Below are 17,539 nucleotides of genomic sequence, written 5' to 3'. Positions count from 1 at the left end.
CCGACCAAAGGGAGGAAATGCATTTTTGCCGCCTGAGAAAATCGGGCGGCAAAAATTAAGTGATTTTTATGGGTTGGGAATGAAAATTTTTCAAATTCAGAAAAAATCCCCTGTTTTCTGTCAATCCGTTACGAAATAAGCTCCATAATAGAGAGCTTCCAATCTGTGCCAGTGCTGAATTGATAAACAAATCCTGCTTCTCCAGTGCTTCTGTCAGTGAACAGCTAGGCGTATCGTCGAACTCTTCGGATTGTTTTAGCAAATCTCCAAATTCATCGGTGATAAAAGGTAAATGATCCACCGTATCATATTTCTCAGAATTGGGTTGTTTAATTGTTCCTATGGTAGCTAATATTGCCTGTGCTGTATGTTGATTATTGCCATAGTCTAGCCAATAAAGGGGACGGTCAGCATAATATCTGCCATTATTCAGACTTTTTAATATATCAGCAATTTCAAATCTTGCACTCACACTGTCAACACATGATATATAAATATTTGAAAGAATATTTTTAGAATATTTTTCTGATTCACTCTTTTTAAATTTTTGTGTTTCTGCTTTCCAATTCGTTCCTATCCAGCGGTTAGCACGGTTGATTAAGGCAACGGACTTGTATAATCCTGTTTCTGATTCGGCAAAACGCTGTCTCCCTAAATTAGCTTCGGTAATAATATCATCATCCCAAAGTCGCACGGATAATCCTGCATGTCCTAACTGAATCAGGCTGTAATTCATTTCCATTAATGCAGTTAATACTTTTGAACCTGTTCCTCCTGCACCGATTAGGTTAATGGTTACAGGATTGGTAGGATTAATCAGGTAATTGTCTGTAAAATGGACTTTTGTTTTTTCATTTGTCATGGCAGTAAATTTTTAAGGGTTTTATTGGTCTTTTTTAATATTTCTTTTGGAAAGATTTTGTCTGTATCCATAAGTTCTTTCCAAAGGTTTACACAATTGCTATTGGTAGGATTATGGTTTAAATGGCTGAACCTACTGTTAAAAAAATAGCTTTCCCAAGCGCAAATAAATTCTTCAACCGATGCTGAATTTTTAATATCAATATTAACTGTTCCCATACAGACACTTCCATTTTCATAGACATTGAAAAAAGGAGCATGGTATAAAACTGTTTTTTCTGTGGGTCTTTTGTCTGAAGTGAGAGCAAATACGGTAAGATGCTGTTTTGAAGCCATCCACAGCATAGGTGGAGTATGTGCTATACCATTAGGAATTTCAAGGGATTCGGTAAAGAATAGTTTTACTTTTTTGGCTTTAGTATACCATATCACTGAACCCTTTTCGGTAGGATTGATATATAAAACATGGGTGGGCAGAATACTTTCAGGTTTTAAAAATGCTTTGCTTTTTTCTTTTTCCGTAGTAAGCGACTTTGCAAATATTTTAGCTTCTCTTTCGCTTAAAGGATGGGCATTAATGGGATTTCCGTCTTTATCCATATCAAAATGTTCTACATAAGTATCTTTATCATCGTCTTTGGTCTGATAAATGACCAGAGCTGAAACCGGATGATACAGTGTTCCGAAGTGATCGGTTATATCTTTCATGATGTTATATTTAAATGGTATTATAGTTTAAATGCTGTTCAGAATATCAATTAATCTTTCTATCAGGGGAAAAATGCAGTTTTCAAAATCAAGGTTATCATTGCTGACATTTGTTCCGTCAAATCTTTTTTGTGTGGATGGTTCTTCTATTTCCGTACATTCCTGAAATTCTGCATTAACGGAATCAAATAAAGTCTGAAACAATATTCCTTTATCATCTGCGCAGAATGAAACATACTTTTCCATTGTGATGGTTCTTTCATGATAGTCCTCGTCATAATCGTCGTTATCTGAATTTCTTTTGTCTTGTTGAATATTTCTATAAATAGTGGCATTGGGAAACATTTCATAGAGGGCAAGGGTATCACAGGCTAAAAGGAGACAATCGGTTTCAAATGAATCTCTATTTTCAAAACGGTTAATCCGTTCTTTAAATAAGGTTAAATTCTGTGGATTGTATATTTTTTGTTCCATATAGTCACCAATCCATTCGCTTTGTTTTATTTCACGTACATATTCAGGGGTATCTTCGGTTTCATCATTAATGAGCCAGTCCGAAATCATTTCATACATCCAGCACAGGTAACTTTCCTGTTTTCTGTAGTATGGGACATCTGCGATGTGATACAGATAGGAACAAACGGATTGCAAAAGCTGTACAGCCTGTCTATAATTGGGATTTTTAGATAATCGGTACAGTGGAATTATCGGAATATAATATAAAGTAGCTCCTGTATTATATCTTTCTTCACTCAACAAATACGTTTTCTTCTTATCCTGTATCAAGCGAATTTTCTCCCAATTCTTTGTTTTAATTTTTAACTGCTTTTTGATATCCTCTATGGCAAAAGCAATATTGTAAGGAAAACCTAAATGTTTTGACAGTGCAGGTGTGATTCCGTAATGTTCGGTCAATTGGGAAAGGGACTGGTAAAAATCCCTTTCCATTTTGCCTGTTTTCTTCTCATCCTGTATGGATGGCGTGTCTATCAGCTTAGGCAGAAACGAGCATTTTAGAAAAGCATAGGTAGCATGGCTATTGGTACTGCTTTCATTTTGTCTTTCTGTATTTCGCTGGCATCCTTTGGTCTTTGCATCCAATGGGCAAACTCTCCCAACTGTTTGTGCAGTTGCTTTTGTTTTTTCTCTTCGGGAAGCTGTATTTTTCCCGATATGATTTTTCGTTGCATTCATCATAATTTAATGATTGATATTTCGTAAATATTGGTGGGATTTAAAGCAGATCACTGAAAACCCAACCATAATAGTGTATCAGCCTTTCGTTCCCATTACACTTTCAAAACGGTATTCTACCGTGTCATTCCTGATTTGTGGTGCAGATACTTTTGCAGTGGTTAAAATCGGATAGGTATTGGCGTAAAAATTCATCACGGCTTCAACACTCCATTTGGGTTCGGGGTCTGTCAATCGAATTTCCTGTCCGTTATCTCTCAGGATAAAAACTCTTTCTAATTGGGTTGCAAGTAACATAATTGTTGATTTTCTGATTTGACGTATTTTATTTTACTATTTTCCTGCCCTTCATCTTTAGTCCGATAATGGCTCTCATTGGGCAATTTTCTATTGCCATTATCTGTTTTCCACTCATAGAATTTATTTGGAATCTTATTTTACCCTTACCATGTTGTAAGGTTGCTATATAGGTTTCTATAATCATGGCTGTGGATTAATGGTTGTGGTAGGCGTTTTTTCCTCACTGAAAAGGTTATGTGCAAAGTGTCTTTCATATTCATCCTGCTTTTTGCGGATAGTTTCTGCATAGTCGGGATATTCAGAAGCCTTTGGAAGTGCTGACCATGCCCCTTTGTAGTTGCCTTCCTTTTCGAGTTCTTCGGCTTTTTGAAAAGCATCTTTGCATTTTTTTTCTTTGGCTTCCTTTTCTTTTTTCTCCTTATCGGATTTTTCTTTTTCCATTGCGGATTGCTTTTTGGCTTCTTCTAATTGCTTCATAAAGCTTTCCATATCGACCATCAGTCCCGAAGCGGTTTTTAATGGGGCTTTAATGTGTTCAAAAAATCCGGCATCAAGCTCGTCTGCCGTTCCTTTAAGGTTAAGAGGAGGAATGATATTTTTTGCTTTATCTCCACACCCATCATTTTGTACTAATATGGAAGCCACTATTTGACTTTCGTTGGCTTTGGCAATGGTTAGAATCAGCTTACTGTTAATATCCATTTTGGCTATCAGATTGAAAAAATTGGTTTGCATAATTTGTTAATTTGTAAGGTTGGTGTCATTTTTTATAAGTTCTTCTAAGGGAAAATCTTCTGTCCAGAAATCTTCGCCTGTATGCTTACCGTAAGTCTGGTACAGAGCATAGCCACTTTTAAATACATGGAGTGTATGGGAAGTCAATCTGTTTTCAGGTACGGATAGCTTTTCCCGTGTTTCTTCGTCCAGTTTCACAAAAGACCATATTCTATCCTCTAATAAATCTGTGGAATCGAGGCATATCTCATTATCATCCTTATAAAATGTAATGGATGCATCACTGTATATCATCGAAAGAAGCATATAATCATCAGAAAAAGGTTTAATATTTTCAATCCGTTTCTGCTGTTCTTTTTTCCAGTCCTCTGAAAGAGAAATGATGGCGAAGTCACAGTAATCCCATTCGCTGTTGGTATTGGCTTTTATCATTAAATAGGGTGTTGGTATTTCAGATCGTTTCATTTTTTTGTTTTTTTATGTTATGAATTATTCTTTACAGAGGTAAAAACCCCATTAATGTAGTAGCCGATAAGTGTTTCCCAAAGACGTATCAGGCTGTTTGTATCTACATAATACTTTTCTGATCGGTTACAGTAAATTATATATACAGGCACATCTGCGTACTCTTTATTATAGCTATACGCTTTTGCCAGTTTTTTGGCTTCGGTTCTTGATTTTGTTTTCATTTTCAGGGATTTTCATAAATATAAGTTCCACTTGTTTTCATGGGGTCTGCACCCTGTGTCAATCGGATTTCCTTGTTAAATTTTAGTGACAAACTTCTTGCATAGTGTATCGCAGTTGCCCTGTCACACTGGATTTTGAGGTATATTGCTACCTGCTCCCATTCTGTTCGGTCATTTCGGGATTTCATCTGAAAATTATATTGTGATTCCATAAGTTTTTTTAAGGTAATCTTGGGTTAATTATTAAAATGGTAAATCATCATCCGTATCCCCTGCAAAAGGATTACCTGTTTCTTGTGTTACATTTTGCTTCGGTTCGCTTTCAGAATTTTTTCCACTACCACCATGTAGCTTAATGCTTGATGTATGGAAGTTCAGTCCTGAATGGATTTCCCCATCCTTCCCTATCCATGCATTTGAACTCACTCTACCTGATAATTCTACTAAAGTTCCTTTGGTAAGGATTTTGGCAACATTTGGGTTTATCCAATATGAGCAGTTATAATACGTGGTTAGTTCTCTGCGCTCTCCCTGCTTGGTTTTGTAGCTGTCATTGATGGCTACTGAAAAGTTCACGACCTGTCTGTCGTTTTTCAATGTGTTGATTTCTGCGTTTCTGGTATTTCTACCGACAATTGTGTTCATAATATTTTGTTTTAATTGTTAATCATTACTTTTTTTCAGCTATAAATTTTCGAGGTCAATTGATTTGGTATCGAGGACACTCGGCTTTTTGAAATACTTTATTCTAAATAGAAAAGGCAGTATTAATCCTTGTTTTCCTTTGTTTTTCCGTTGATGTCAAAGAACGTCTGTGATCTAATTGATTCGTCTAACTGAGGTTCCGGCTTTTTTCTTTGCCAATGAGCATAGTTCAGGATCAGGCACTTAAAACCCAATCCATGCATTTGAAAGAATGATTAATGTTAAGGGCTCCGAAATCTTTTTGTCCGGAGGATTCAGGAGTGTCTGAAAAAATTGTTGGAATGAAATGGAAAGAATTTTTTTAGAAACCCAAAAAGATTTTTTTGAGTGTATGATGCTGTACTACATTTGCTACAGTAAAAAGCACTGCTTCAGTTAGAATTAATTTCACAAGTACTATTCCTATCTAAGCAACAGGTGAAAAAAGAATATTAGCATTGTTTCTTGATAAATTGCAGGTTCAGGTTAACACCAAGGGTGCATGATAAATCAGGCTTTAAATCTTTTCCAAACACTGAAAGAAAAGCAGTAAGAACCCTTACAAATTTAATTTGAACCTTCTTACTTATTTTAACAATAAAAATTTATTAAAAACATTTATCATTAAACTAAAAGTCATAGCTTTGCAATCGATTGATTCAATCTATCGAATTTGAAAATAATTCAGACGAAACAAGTAATTATAATCTTTTAACAATATAATTATGACACAATCGTACGAAGTTATTTTTGAGAACAACAGAAAGTGGGTGGAGTCTAAGCTTTCTCAGGATTCAGATTTCTTTGCAAAACTTACTAAACCGCAAACCCCCGAATATTTATACATTGGGAGCGCAGACAGCAGAGTTACAGCGGAAGAAATAATGGGCGCCAGGCCAGGCGAAGTTTTTGTCCATAGAAGCATTGCCAATGTAGTCAATACTTTAGATATGAATTCTACAGCAGTCATTCAATATGCGGTAGAACATCTTAAAGTAAAACACATTATTGTATGTGGGCACTATCATTGTGATGGTGTAAAAGCAGCAATGGCACCTCAGGATTTTGGTTTACTGAATCCCTGGTTAAGAAATATCCGAGATGTGTATAGACTACATCAAGCCGAATTAGATGCTATCAGTAATGATAACAAACGTTATGACAGACTTGTAGAACTTAATGTTCTGGAACAATGTATTAACGTTACTAAAATGGCCTGTGTACAGGAAAGATACATATTAGAGGAGCATCCTATTGTGCATGGCTGGGTATTTGACCTTAGAACAGGTAAAATTATTGATTTAGAGATCGATTTTGAAAAAGTATTAAAAGACATCCAAAAAATTTATAATCTTACTGAATCAGATTGGATGATGAGCAGAAAAAAATAGCTTTTAAAGGAATGTAAAATGAAATTCTGGAGTATTATTACATTATTGTTTTTCCTAAACTTTACTGCACTGCCAAGCATTGGAGCAATTGCAGGCTGGGAAATTCTAAGGACAAATGTTATTATAAATGAGGAAGAACAGCATTCTAACCCAACTTCTCTTATTGTTTACGAAAAGATACTTCCAAAAATTTTAGAAGTCTTTGACCACCTGAAGTTTTTTGAGCCTTACCTTAAAGGCAGATCTTTTGTGCTGATAGATGATTCTTTTCATCTGTCTCCTTTACTTTCCATATTCTCGCCTCCTCCTGAAGCTTGATTTCAATATCTTATTTTATTGTACTTTCATTTCACTTATATCTATTAAACTTTTAAAAGTTCTGGGCTTTTCCTTACAACCTTTTAGGCGAGAGCAATCATAATGCTAATATTAGGACAAATTATAACCTACAAGCATCATATATATCCTAAATCCCATTTTGTTATCAAAAGTCACTAACAATATTCAGAGGAAGATAATTTATAAAATCTTTTTTAAACTTATCAAATAACAACTAAAAAGCCTCCTCATTAAGGAGACTCAAAAATGATGATTGTTGGAAAAGTTTTCGTTTCAAATATAGTGATTCTAAATAAAATCACTTACAAAAAAGGTATTACTACAAAATTGCAGTAATACCAAAAAAATATACATAATATTCAGACCTATGTATTTCTGTTTATTAAAAATTGAATCTAACTCATTATTACTTAGGCTCCCAAAGCTCTACTTTATTCTCTTCGATATCAAGAATATGAATAAATTTACCAAAATCGTATGTTTCAATCTCATCAAGAATTGTTACCCCTTCTTTCCTGAGCTGTTCAACCAAAGTTTCCAGGTCAGCAACCGTATAATTGATCATAAATTCTCTGGCAGATGGTTCAAAATAATTAGTTGTTTCAGGTGAAGGGCTCCATGTTAGAGACCCTTTTGGATTTGAATCTGCCATATCTTTCCAGTTGAAAGTTGCGCCATAATCATTGATATCAATTCCAAGATGGGTTTTGTACCATTCTTTCAATGCTTTAGGATCTTTACACTTGAAAAATATTCCGCCAATACCTGTTACTTTTTTCATACTTTGATCTATTGTCGTTAGTTTAATCACAAATATAACTTTTTTCAGAATGATAGTTTTACACTTAGGCTGCTTTAACAGCTTATTATTTTACTCTCATTTCTTTTCCTAAACTGGGTTAGGATACCTTTTTCCAAAAACTTAAAAAACCATTACAGGCAGAGTCCACCAGTTCAAAGTTACTTGGGATTTCGTCCCATTTGCTCCAATAAGTGACTAAGCGGGTTCCAACGGGAGTTTTATGTAATTGTTCTTTCACATAATCCGAATAAGCATGATAGAGATCACTATCAGGTAGTATGGTATCATCAATCGGATGTAAAATATCTATATTTTCAAAAAAAGAATTAAAAAAGTAGAAGGCTTCGTAATCAGAAAAACTAATTTCATTGATATTGGAATTGATAAATTCTACATTAGTGATACTGTGTCTTTCTGCTATTTTCTTTGATATTTTAGTAAGGGAAGGTCTTTGTTCCACTCCAAAAAAAAATCCATTTGTAGAAGCTGCACCCACCAGGCAAAACTTCCCTGCTCCCGATCCAATGTCAAGCACTTTCCTGCCAGGTTTTTCTACCAGATACTCTGCGGCTAATTTAGCCACAGCAACAGGTGTCCAGTGCATATCTGCTACTGCCTGTATACCCGGAGGATATATTTCATTAAAAACGGCATCCTTTACATCTATATTCTGCCTAAGCTGTTTAAAAATCATTTGTTATCTGTATATAATCTTCATATGTTAACAATTCTTCCGTTGAGACATCAATGGAAAGAATCACAAACCAACAATTATAAGGATCTGTATTGATATGGGAAGGCTTTATGTTTATATTTCCATTGACTTCCATAATTTTACAGTCACAGGGAGCTACGAGATCAAAGGTTTTATTGATTCCATAAACAGCTCCTAAGCAATCTCCTTTTCTTATGATATTTCCTTGCCGACTCATATGTTTACTAAATTCAATCAGATGAATTTCTCCAATTTCCTTTTGAGCAAAATCTGAGATACCAATACAAAAATCATACAATCCTATTTTTCTCAGCCATATATGATTTTTGGTATAATAAAGGCTTTTGGGAACAAGCATAGAACAATTTATCTAATTAATTTTATGTTTAATTTATTTTTTAATAAATGGGGTTTTAACAACGACAGCCTTAATCGGCTTATTTCTGACATTAATAAAAATCTCACTTCCTATTTTAGAATTTTCAGCAGAAATATACCCCATTCCTATCGCTTTTTTTACTATTGGAGACATGGTACCCGAGGTAACTGTTCCAATAATTTGATGATTATGATCTCAAATTTCATAGCCATGACGGGGAATTCCTTTATCTTTCATTTCAAAGCCAACCAGCTGTTTAGTAACTCCTTTTTCTTTTTGAATTTTCAGGAATCCACTGTAAACAAAATCTTTGGTAAATTTTGTTACCCAACCCAGACCTGCTTCCAAGGGCGAAGTAGAATCATCAATATCATTTCCATACAAACAATACCCCATTTCCAGACGTAATGTATCTCTTGCAGCCAGTCCAATGGGTTCAATACCTTCATCTTTTCCGGCCTCAAATATAGCTTCCCATAAATGAGCTGCATATTTGTTTTCCACATAGATTTCAAATCCCTGTTCCCCTGTATATCCCGTTGCTGAAACCAAAACATTCGGAATGTGAGCAAATTCACCAATGGTGAATGTATAAGATTCCATCTCCTTTAAATTAATATCGGTCAGCTTCTGTAAGACTTCTACTGTTTTCGGTCCCTGAACAGCCAATAAAGAAACGGAATCTGAAATATTCGTTACTTCTGCTCCAAAAGTATTGTGTCTTGTTATCCAGTCCAGATCTTTCTGTATGTTGGAGGCATTAACTACCAATAGGTAATCATTTTTGCTTATTTTATAAACCAGTAGATCATCAACGATCCCTCCTGTATCATTGGGCATACAGCTATACTGTACTTTTCCGGGATAAAGTTTTGATGCGTCATTGGAGGTGATTTTCTGGATAAGCTCTAAAGAACCTTTCCCTTGCACCGAGATCTCTCCCATATGCGAAACATCAAAGACCCCAACTCCATTTCTTACTGTCTCATGCTCATGAGTCACTCCTTTATATTGTACAGGCATTTCATAGCCTGCATATTCTACCATTTTTGCTCCAAGTGCATGATGTATGGCGTTAAATGCCGTTTTCTTTAATTTTAGAGTTTTCATATTTCCTATTATCCCCCTATTAATGATGCATATGACGCTGATCTCAATAATCCTTCTGCATCAAACAGATTCTCAACCTTAATTTTAATCATCCAGCCTTCTCCGTAAGGATCTGAGTTTACCAATTCGGGATTGGCTTCTAATTTTGGATTAATCTCCAGTATTTCCCCGGCAAGAGGAAGAAACAGATCAGACACAGTTTTTACCGCTTCTACAGTTCCAAATACTTCATGCTGTTTTAGATTTTCTCCTAAAGTTTCTATTTCAACATATACAATATCGCCTAATTCATGCTGAGCAAAATCGGTAATTCCAATATAGGCAAATTCATTTTCTAGTCTTACCCACTCGTGATCTTCTGTATACAGGAGGTTCTCAGGAATCTTCATTATGTTCGTTCTTGTTATTATTTATATGTTTATTCTATGAGTTTATCCCATTTTTAGATTAGTGGTCCTCCGCTTAAAATTTCCTGGTCAGCAAAAGATTCAAAAGACTTAAAGTTTTGTACAAATTGCGAAGCCAAATGCTGTGCTTTCTCATCATATGCTGCCTGGTCTGTCCAGGTATTTTTAGGATTTAGAATTTCTGAGGGAACGCCTTCACACTCTACAGGTATTTGAAGTCCAAATACAGAATCTTGTACAAAATCTACGTGTTGCAGTCTATTTTCAAGCACTGCCGATATCATAGCTCTGGTATAAGCCAGCTTTATACGTTCTCCTGTACCGTAAGCACCTCCGGACCAACCAGTATTAATGAGCCAAACATTGATGTTACTTCCCTTTAGCTTCTTTCCTAACAACTCCGCATATTTTGTAGGATGAAGCGGTAAAAAAGGCTTGCCAAAACATGCCGAAAAGGTTGTCTGTGGTTCTGTAATACCAGCTTCAGTGCCAGCCACTTTTGCAGTATAACCTGAAATAAAATGATACATAGCCTGCCCTACCGATAATTTTGATATGGGAGGAAGAACTCCGAATGCATCACAGGTTAAAAAGAAAATATGATCAGGAGTTTTCCCTATGGAAGGATGCACCGCATTATCAATGAAGTCAATCGGATAAGCGGCTCGTGTATTTTCTGTTACTGAAACGTTATCATAATCAACATTATCTGTTCCTTCAAAAAACCGGACATTCTCAAGTAAAGTTCCTGAACGGATTGCTGAAAATATTTGCGGTTCTTTTTCTTTACTCAGATTAACACATTTGGCGTAACAACCTCCTTCAAAGTTAAAAACACTTTCATGATCCCACCCGTGTTCATCATCACCAATTAACTTTCTTGAAGGATCTGCTGAAAGCGTAGTTTTCCCAGTTCCAGAAAGACCAAAAAACACAGATGTATCTCCGTCTTTTCCAATATTTGCTGAACAATGCATCGATAATACCTGTTTCTCATGAGGAAGCAGATAATTGAGTACCGTAAAAATTCCTTTTTTAATTTCCCCGGTATAGGCACTTCCTCCAATAAGAATTATTTTTCTGGTGAAATTGATAATCGTGAAATTATGCTGACGGGTTTTATGGATTTCAGGATTAGCCTTAAATTCAGGAGCATTAAGGATCAGCCACTCATGCTGAAAGGTTTCCAGTTCCTTTTCTGTAGGTCTTAGAAAAAGATTGTTAACAAATAAATTTGACCATGGCGTTTCAGTAATAACTTTTATGTTCAGCCTGTATTCAGGTTTTGCACAAGCGTAGGCATCCCTAACATACATATCCCTACCGGAAAGGTGGGTTATAATACTATCATACAACCTTTCAAAATCTTCGGGCAGAAATGAATGGTTAACCTCACCCCACCATATAGAATCTTTGGTTTTATCGTCCAAGACAATGTATTTGTCCTTCGGGGAACGTCCTGTGAATTCACCCGTATCACAAGCCAAAGCTCCTGAACTTGTGATAACTCCCTGATTTTTTTTCAGGGTCTGGGAGATCAGCTGGGGTACAGATAAATTCCAATATACTTCTTTCTCAGGTATAATTCCAATATTTTTTAGAGATTCTAAATATTCCATAGATGAATTAAGGTTTGCTTATCGTTGTAAAAATAGATACTCTAGGAGGAAACAGGAAGGATATAAGTCTTTTGTAAGTGTGATTTAAGTCAAATTTAAGTTAGGGTAAAAATGTGTAAATTAGAAAATCATGATTTCAAAATTTATTTTTAATAATCAATATCTTTTTGAGGAGCTTTCTGAATATGATAAGGAAATGCTTCAAAAAGTGATGCAGGTTAAAAACTACCGTAAAAACGAAGCCATATTTACTGAAGGAACTATTCCTAATGGTATATTTTATTTAAAGGAAGGGAAGGTGAAAAAATATAAGGTCGACAATGACGGAAGGGAGCAGATTATTTATATTTATAATGCAGGGGAGTTTTTTGGATATTCAGCCATCTTAAGTGATTATTCTTATGGGGATACAGCCCAAGTCATTGAAAGTTCTGTTGTTGCTTTTATCCCCAAAAAAGATTTTTTACATATTCTTGATCAATCCGTGGTATTTTCCAGATTTCTTCTTAAAAGCCTGAGCCATGAGTTTAGTGTAATGGCTAACCTGATGACTATTTTGTCCCAACGAACTGTCAGGGAGCGTGCAGCACTTAGCTTATTGATTCTTCATAATAAATACAAATCAAACAATACTATTGAAAATGTATATATTACCTTATCCCGCGTTGACTTAGCCAATATGGTGGGAACAGCAAGAGAAACATTAGCCCGTATCCTTCATGATTTTAGGGAAGAACAGCTTATTGCTATGGAAGGAAGGAAAATACAGCTGAAAGATATAGACAGATTGACACGTATTGCCAATCTCTAATGAGGATAATAAGATCTTTAAATGTTTTGAAGATTTCATGATTCATGAAGGATAGAGAATAAACTTGCATAAAGAATTATTTTTCTTCTATAACATTTGTAATGTATAATTAACATAAGGGAAGATTTATGTTTAGACATAAAGGGAAAGGACGAACATATTCCCATAATTTAAAACTGGCCTCTATTTTATCCTGTGTTGCAGGGTTAGTGAATATTACAGGAGTTCTTGCTGTAAGCACCTTAACCACTAATGTAACGGGACACTTTGCTTATTTCTCAGAACAGTTATTTGTAAGGAATTATAAAATGGCGTTCATTTATTTGTTATACATCCTGTTTTTCCTATTGGGGGCCTTTGTTTCAGGAGTCATTATGGAATGGGCTTCAAAACAGAAGTCTCATACCTCTTATATTATTCCCTTATCTGTTGAAATTGTGATCATGTTTGCCATTGGTTTTTCAAATGAATTATTACCAGATCGTCCTTCTGTACCATTAATAATTTCTTCGGCTTTGCTTTTTGCGATGGGACTGCAAAATGCTCTTGTTACCCGTGTTTCGCAGTCCGTAGTAAGAACTACCCATCTTACGGGACTATTTACAGATCTGGGAATCGAATTGTCTCAGCTATTTTTTCATGGGGAAAAAGGAAGAAAAATACAATTAAACAAAAGCATTTTTTTAAAGCTCATGATCATCAGCTGCTTCTTTTTGGGTGGAATACTTGGAGCACTTGTCTATCAGCATTTTCAATTGAAAACTCTTCTTATCCCTGCCGGTTTATTATTATTTGCTGTATGGTATGACCGATTATTGTTCCGGTATTATCACCTAAAAAGAAAATTGAGATAGCTCTATTTTTCTTGTTTTAATATTTTGAAAGATATAATCCGGAACAAGCTTTAACCATTTTTAGAAGTTTATTTATTTTTATTTGTAAAAAAAAACAGACATAATTATTTATAAATAAGAAAATAAACAAGATTACTCTATATTTGCAACCTTAAAAATCCATTTTTTATGAAAGAACTATTAGAAAAAATTAATGCAGAATTTGAAACTTTTAAAACAGAGTCTAACCTTCAGCTTGAAAAAGGCAATAAAGCAGCCGGAATGAGAGCAAGAAAAGCCGCTTTAGAATTAAGCAAGCTGTTTAAGGATTTTAGAAAAGTTTCCGTCGAAGAAAGTAAGAAATAATCAATAAAGCTCCCAATATTTTGAGAGCTTTATTTTTGAATATTCACTATGTAAGCAATCAGGACTTAATTACTCATTATTTCTTCTGACAAAACCATTCATTAAGATCTTTAAAACCCTTGTAAATTAGAGAACAGTCCTCTACATTTTCATATTTTATTATCATTTTTTCAGTGGTCATTTTTCCATTGGAATCATTGTCCAGAAAAAGTGAAATTTTATTGTATCTGTTTAGTTTCTTTTCAGCTTTATAAAGCATTGCTGTAGAATTTAATATGAGATAATCTGAGTTAGAGTCCTTTTCATTTTCTATATTCATATAGGTCAGGAAATCAAAGAAACCTTCAAAAACAGCAACCTCATCTGCCTTATTTTCAATCAGGGTTACATCTTTATCTCCTAAACAGATTTTGAAATATTGATTTCTAATTTCTATGCCTCCGGAATCATTGAGAAAACCTATTCCGAAATAATTTTTCCATCTTAAACGAAAATGGATTTCCTTTATAAAATGACTCTGCTTGTGAACTTTTCTTTCTGTCAAATACCTGACTAAAGCGGGATGGGTAATTTCATGTATTTTTGAAACTTCATAAGTCAGTGTTTGCGGACCTTCCTTACTGTTTTTTTCAGTTCTCTCATGTGAAAAGCCAAGCTTTCCAAGGTATTTTAAAGCATCGGAGACCGAGCATCTATTAATGGTTTGGACAATTGAGATCACATCGTAACTTTTTCCTGTTCCGAAGTCGAATGCTTTATTTTTTATAAAATCCACCGAAAGGCTGGGAATTTTTTCTTCCCGGTCCAATGCAAAATAGAAAGCAGTCCGTAAATTTTCTTTCACAGGAAACAGATTAAAAGATTCTAAGACTGTCCTGATTTCAATATTCTTTTTAATTTCTTCACAATTCATTTTTTTCTTTTTTTAATGCAATTCATTACTCAATTTTCCTTTTAAATAAAAAAAGACTTTTAATTACTTTTTAATATACTTTTACTAATTCCTGCAAACACCTTTTATCAGGGGCTTTGAGCCAGTTTTGACATGAGCGCTTTTCCGAATCAGAAATGAGCGCAATTCCGAAATATAAATGAGTGCTTTTCCGAAAAAACAACTATGCAGGAATGAGTGCTTTTCCGAAACCGTACCTGTTAACCGAAAACTTATCCACAATTCCTTAATTTTTACTCTACGAGTGAGTGCTTTTCCGAAATCAGAACACAATAATCTTTGACTTTTAACAGTTCTTTAACTTCAGCGAGTGCTTTTCCGAATTTAACATGAGTGCCTTTCCGAAATGACATGAGTGCTTTTCCGAATTCATAAGATTACGGGGTATCCGTTAGGAAGCAGTTTTCCCATTTTTGTTTCCTTGTACAGTTCAATAATTATTTTCTGGATTTCCTCTAAAAATAACTTTCCCAGGAAGTGTGATGATTTTAATTTCTTTTGCCTGTTACTTCTTATAAAACAGCAGTAAGCTTTTTCAATAAGTTGTCTTGTCTGCGTAATGTTTTTATATTGATAGGAAAATCTAGGCATTTCCTGTTCATTCAACTTATACTTCTTTTTAAAATACCCCAAACGATAAGTAATTTTTAAATTTGTATCAGCAGTAGATGAGGTTTCTCCTGCAATATTTTTTGTTTGGTACGGATGGATAAATATATTATCTGAGAGATATTTGTAATTAAAGGATATATTGCTAAACCGATCAAGATTGGCTCTTACAGGTTTAAGAAATTTGAAACAAAAATCATTGGCATTTTTATAGTTTAACCCAAACTTTTCATTGAAAGTAATTAGTTTTAAAACCGTTCCATTTTCAGGTAGCTTGGAAAGCCAGATTGCAAAAATAATATGTTTATTATTTTTGATATTATACACGAGGTTATAGAGAACATAATTATATTCCGGGATAACAATAAGTTTTTTCAGCCAATAGCTGCTGATAAGAAAAGATGTGTATCCTCTTTGATCATAGCTCGGAGTTGAAATCAGTCCTCCAAAAGTTCTAATTTCCTTTCCTTTGGAATTAACAGATTTATACCAGCCCATTTTGAATTTTGCCAAAAACTCATAGGCTTCAATAACCTGTCTGGTTGATCCGCTTGGAGAAATCTTATTGTTTCTGATTTTCATAGAAGCAAAGACATTATTTTGGGTCTCAAATTCCTCATCAAATAATGACAATTGTTTCGGGCGGTCTTCAGGGCGGAACTGCTCATTGCTAAGAATGGAAATAATGTTAAAAATTACACGTAATGCATTTATTGGAATATCCGCCGCCTGGTGATCGTCAAAAATAAAATCATCTACAAAATGATTTCCAAGGCGTATTTGCTGTTGAAGCTTTGTATTCTCAAATGCCTTGCGGATAACTTTTAGTTCTGTTTCATTAAATGACATTGCTCTATTATTCTAGTATAACTTTAGTACAACATTTATGGATTAAAGGATAAATCATCATAGGAAAAGTGATTAATTATTCCTGTTTCTTTTATGGTTCCTTATCATGCGCTGAGCATCTTCAACAGTATAGATGCGATGTTGTTTAATCCAGTCGTGTATTTCTTCCTTAAAAAATAGAAGCACTCCATTGGTTGGTTTGCAATGAGGTATAAGCTTTCGTGAGGTTAGCTTATAAAGTAAACTTTCAGAAATTTTTAAATACGAAATAAGTTCCGTACTATTAAAAACTTCCTTATTGTTAATGTAATTTTGATGGACAAGTTTCTTAATCTCATTAAGTTCTTGCTGTAGCTGAATCGGTGTCATATTCTAAAATTTGACACGAAAATAGATGGGTATAGACAGATGAAAAGGTTAAAAGTTATGCATTAGAACTTTATTTTTCTTAAACAGAACTTTTCGACAAGAGCTCCTGAATTTTGGGTTTGATTTTATTCAATTCCCTTCTTTTAGAAGTTGAATTAATTGAGCCATAATTCACTTTACGGAATTCATTGTTTTTATAATAATAAAAATAATTGCACAACTGTTTTGTTTCAATTTTTAAAAGAGGCCTGAATATTTCGTGGATAATAAACCCGGCTACCTTCTGGTCGCAAGTCAAATAAATACACATATCTGTATGTTTATACATCTTCAGGTTATTCACGCAGTCAATAATATAATTTTGAGAGAAAAGATTGGGATGATTTTGGAGATCGTCAAATTTATCTGAAACAAGGGTAATATCCAGAATTCGGCATTCATCATGCATAATGTAATAAAGATATTCTGTCAGCTCTTCGCTAAATGAATTTACTATTGATTCTTCATTAATAGGTTTGATTTTTTCTTTTTGAAAGTGCTTTCTTTTCAAAGCAAAGAAATCCAGGCCTTTAATTTTATAGATTATAGGAGGTATCAATAAACCAAGGAGAAAAATAGTTAACAAAAAATAAACCGCAAAAAAATAAAGGTTCTCTCTAAAAAAGAACAAGTTATAATGTAATAGAAAAGCAGGAATAATAATTAAGGCCGATAACCAAAATATTTTAGAATTTAGAAATTTATGGTAATGATTCCTGATACTTTTTTGAAAATCTACAATTAAATTATGAGATTCAAATATATATTTTTCGATCAT

General features: G+C 34.3%; 24 protein-coding genes and 1 pseudogene. 5 read left to right on the top strand and 20 right to left on the bottom strand.

Annotation, left to right across the window (positions count from 1 at the left end; genetic code table 11):
- Nucleotides 1-55: 55 nt before the first annotated feature.
- From HNP38_RS12085 to HNP38_RS12040, 10 genes are all read right to left on the bottom strand, one after another.
- Nucleotides 56-862, bottom strand: coding sequence for a PRTRC system ThiF family protein (locus HNP38_RS12085; protein ID WP_184189840.1), 807 nt, complete (start codon nucleotides 860-862; stop codon nucleotides 56-58).
- A complete protein-coding gene (locus tag HNP38_RS12080; protein WP_184189838.1) occupies nucleotides 859-1,569 on the bottom strand; it encodes a PRTRC system protein B in 711 nt (236 codons plus the stop codon). Before HNP38_RS12080 ends, HNP38_RS12085 begins: the two co-directional genes overlap by 4 nt.
- A gap of 27 nt (nucleotides 1,570-1,596) precedes the next feature.
- The gene (locus HNP38_RS12075) at nucleotides 1,597-2,766 is read right to left on the bottom strand and encodes a hypothetical protein (protein WP_184189836.1); all 1,170 of its coding nucleotides are present in this window, start codon (nucleotides 2,764-2,766) and stop codon (nucleotides 1,597-1,599) included.
- 75 nt (nucleotides 2,767-2,841) lie between these two features.
- Nucleotides 2,842-3,060, bottom strand: a complete 219-nt coding sequence (locus HNP38_RS12070; RefSeq protein ID WP_024568776.1) for a PRTRC system protein C — start codon at nucleotides 3,058-3,060, stop codon at nucleotides 2,842-2,844.
- Nucleotides 3,061-3,088: 28 nt separating this feature from the next.
- On the bottom strand, nucleotides 3,089-3,247 hold the full coding sequence (locus tag HNP38_RS12065) for a hypothetical protein (protein WP_184189834.1): 159 nt from the start codon (nucleotides 3,245-3,247) through the stop codon (nucleotides 3,089-3,091).
- Nucleotides 3,244-3,798 carry a PRTRC system protein E gene (locus HNP38_RS12060; protein ID WP_184189832.1) on the bottom strand — a complete coding sequence of 185 codons (555 nt, stop codon included), beginning with the start codon at nucleotides 3,796-3,798 and terminating at the stop codon, nucleotides 3,244-3,246. Before HNP38_RS12060 ends, HNP38_RS12065 begins: the two co-directional genes overlap by 4 nt.
- Nucleotides 3,799-3,804: 6 nt before the next feature.
- Entirely contained in the window at nucleotides 3,805-4,263 is a 459-nt protein-coding gene (locus tag HNP38_RS12055; protein WP_184189830.1) for a hypothetical protein, read from the bottom strand.
- Between the two features lie 17 nt (nucleotides 4,264-4,280).
- The gene (locus tag HNP38_RS12050; RefSeq protein WP_098972190.1) at nucleotides 4,281-4,487 is read right to left on the bottom strand and encodes a DNA-binding protein; all 207 of its coding nucleotides are present in this window, start codon (nucleotides 4,485-4,487) and stop codon (nucleotides 4,281-4,283) included.
- Between the two features lie 2 nt (nucleotides 4,488-4,489).
- Complete coding sequence (locus HNP38_RS12045; RefSeq protein WP_184189828.1) at nucleotides 4,490-4,699, bottom strand: addiction module toxin RelE; 210 nt, start codon at nucleotides 4,697-4,699, stop codon at nucleotides 4,490-4,492.
- 31 nt (nucleotides 4,700-4,730) lie between these two features.
- Nucleotides 4,731-5,132 carry a single-stranded DNA-binding protein gene (locus HNP38_RS12040; protein ID WP_184189826.1) on the bottom strand — a complete coding sequence of 134 codons (402 nt, stop codon included), beginning with the start codon at nucleotides 5,130-5,132 and terminating at the stop codon, nucleotides 4,731-4,733.
- A 764-nt stretch (nucleotides 5,133-5,896) separates the two neighbouring features.
- On the opposite strand from HNP38_RS12040, the gene HNP38_RS12035 reads away from it, so the two are divergent.
- Together HNP38_RS12035 and HNP38_RS12030 are read left to right on the top strand one after the other, a co-directional pair.
- Nucleotides 5,897-6,562, top strand: a complete 666-nt coding sequence (locus HNP38_RS12035) for a carbonic anhydrase (RefSeq protein ID WP_184189824.1) — start codon at nucleotides 5,897-5,899, stop codon at nucleotides 6,560-6,562.
- Nucleotides 6,563-6,580: 18 nt separating this feature from the next.
- Nucleotides 6,581-6,880, top strand: a complete 300-nt coding sequence (locus tag HNP38_RS12030; RefSeq protein ID WP_184189822.1) for a hypothetical protein — start codon at nucleotides 6,581-6,583, stop codon at nucleotides 6,878-6,880.
- 427 nt (nucleotides 6,881-7,307) lie between these two features.
- Here HNP38_RS12030 and HNP38_RS12025 read toward each other — a convergent pair whose 3' ends face one another.
- The 6 genes and pseudogenes from HNP38_RS12025 to pckA form a co-directional block, all read right to left on the bottom strand.
- Nucleotides 7,308-7,682, bottom strand: coding sequence for a VOC family protein (locus HNP38_RS12025; RefSeq protein ID WP_184189820.1), 375 nt, complete (start codon nucleotides 7,680-7,682; stop codon nucleotides 7,308-7,310).
- A 118-nt stretch (nucleotides 7,683-7,800) separates the two neighbouring features.
- Nucleotides 7,801-8,397, bottom strand: a complete 597-nt coding sequence (locus HNP38_RS12020; RefSeq protein ID WP_184189818.1) for a methyltransferase domain-containing protein — start codon at nucleotides 8,395-8,397, stop codon at nucleotides 7,801-7,803.
- On the bottom strand, nucleotides 8,387-8,776 hold the full coding sequence (locus HNP38_RS12015) for a glycine cleavage system protein H (RefSeq protein WP_184189816.1): 390 nt from the start codon (nucleotides 8,774-8,776) through the stop codon (nucleotides 8,387-8,389). The genes HNP38_RS12020 and HNP38_RS12015 overlap by 11 nt, the downstream gene beginning before the upstream one ends.
- A gap of 33 nt (nucleotides 8,777-8,809) precedes the next feature.
- Nucleotides 8,810-9,907 (bottom strand): annotated as a pseudogene (gene gcvT, locus HNP38_RS12010) (glycine cleavage system aminomethyltransferase GcvT).
- Between the two features lie 8 nt (nucleotides 9,908-9,915).
- Complete coding sequence (gene gcvH, locus HNP38_RS12005) at nucleotides 9,916-10,296, bottom strand: glycine cleavage system protein GcvH (RefSeq protein WP_184189814.1); 381 nt, start codon at nucleotides 10,294-10,296, stop codon at nucleotides 9,916-9,918.
- A 53-nt stretch (nucleotides 10,297-10,349) separates the two neighbouring features.
- Nucleotides 10,350-11,933 (bottom strand): phosphoenolpyruvate carboxykinase (ATP), encoded by a 1,584-nt coding sequence (gene pckA, locus HNP38_RS12000; protein ID WP_184189812.1) that lies wholly within the window; start codon nucleotides 11,931-11,933, stop codon nucleotides 10,350-10,352.
- Nucleotides 11,934-12,063: 130 nt separating this feature from the next.
- Here pckA and HNP38_RS11995 point away from each other — a divergent pair, with 130 nt between their 5' ends.
- The 3 genes from HNP38_RS11995 to HNP38_RS11985 all read left to right on the top strand — a co-directional run bounded on the left by HNP38_RS11995 (nucleotide 12,064) and on the right by HNP38_RS11985 (nucleotide 13,943).
- A complete protein-coding gene (locus HNP38_RS11995; protein ID WP_184189810.1) occupies nucleotides 12,064-12,744 on the top strand; it encodes a Crp/Fnr family transcriptional regulator in 681 nt (226 codons plus the stop codon).
- A gap of 128 nt (nucleotides 12,745-12,872) precedes the next feature.
- The gene (locus HNP38_RS11990; RefSeq protein ID WP_184189808.1) at nucleotides 12,873-13,598 is read left to right on the top strand and encodes a YoaK family protein; all 726 of its coding nucleotides are present in this window, start codon (nucleotides 12,873-12,875) and stop codon (nucleotides 13,596-13,598) included.
- A gap of 168 nt (nucleotides 13,599-13,766) precedes the next feature.
- Entirely contained in the window at nucleotides 13,767-13,943 is a 177-nt protein-coding gene (locus HNP38_RS11985) for a histone H1 (RefSeq protein WP_184189806.1), read from the top strand.
- A 76-nt stretch (nucleotides 13,944-14,019) separates the two neighbouring features.
- On the opposite strand, the gene HNP38_RS11980 is transcribed toward HNP38_RS11985, so the two are convergent.
- The 4 genes from HNP38_RS11980 to HNP38_RS11965 all read right to left on the bottom strand — a co-directional run bounded on the left by HNP38_RS11980 (nucleotide 14,020) and on the right by HNP38_RS11965 (nucleotide 17,539).
- A complete protein-coding gene (locus HNP38_RS11980; protein WP_184189804.1) occupies nucleotides 14,020-14,856 on the bottom strand; it encodes a toprim domain-containing protein in 837 nt (278 codons plus the stop codon).
- Nucleotides 14,857-15,264: 408 nt separating this feature from the next.
- The gene (locus HNP38_RS11975; RefSeq protein WP_184189803.1) at nucleotides 15,265-16,353 is read right to left on the bottom strand and encodes a hypothetical protein; all 1,089 of its coding nucleotides are present in this window, start codon (nucleotides 16,351-16,353) and stop codon (nucleotides 15,265-15,267) included.
- 72 nt (nucleotides 16,354-16,425) lie between these two features.
- A complete protein-coding gene (locus tag HNP38_RS18210) occupies nucleotides 16,426-16,722 on the bottom strand; it encodes a helix-turn-helix domain-containing protein (RefSeq protein ID WP_184189801.1) in 297 nt (98 codons plus the stop codon).
- A 79-nt stretch (nucleotides 16,723-16,801) separates the two neighbouring features.
- On the bottom strand, nucleotides 16,802-17,539 hold the full coding sequence (locus HNP38_RS11965; RefSeq protein WP_184189798.1) for a hypothetical protein: 738 nt from the start codon (nucleotides 17,537-17,539) through the stop codon (nucleotides 16,802-16,804).

Origin of the sequence: Chryseobacterium defluvii, from assembly GCF_014204415.1 — a bacterium.
Classification (GTDB): domain Bacteria; phylum Bacteroidota; class Bacteroidia; order Flavobacteriales; family Weeksellaceae; genus Chryseobacterium; species Chryseobacterium defluvii_A.
The sequence above is the reverse complement of the archived record's forward strand: the minus strand, read 5'-3'. Positions and strand labels throughout refer to the sequence as shown.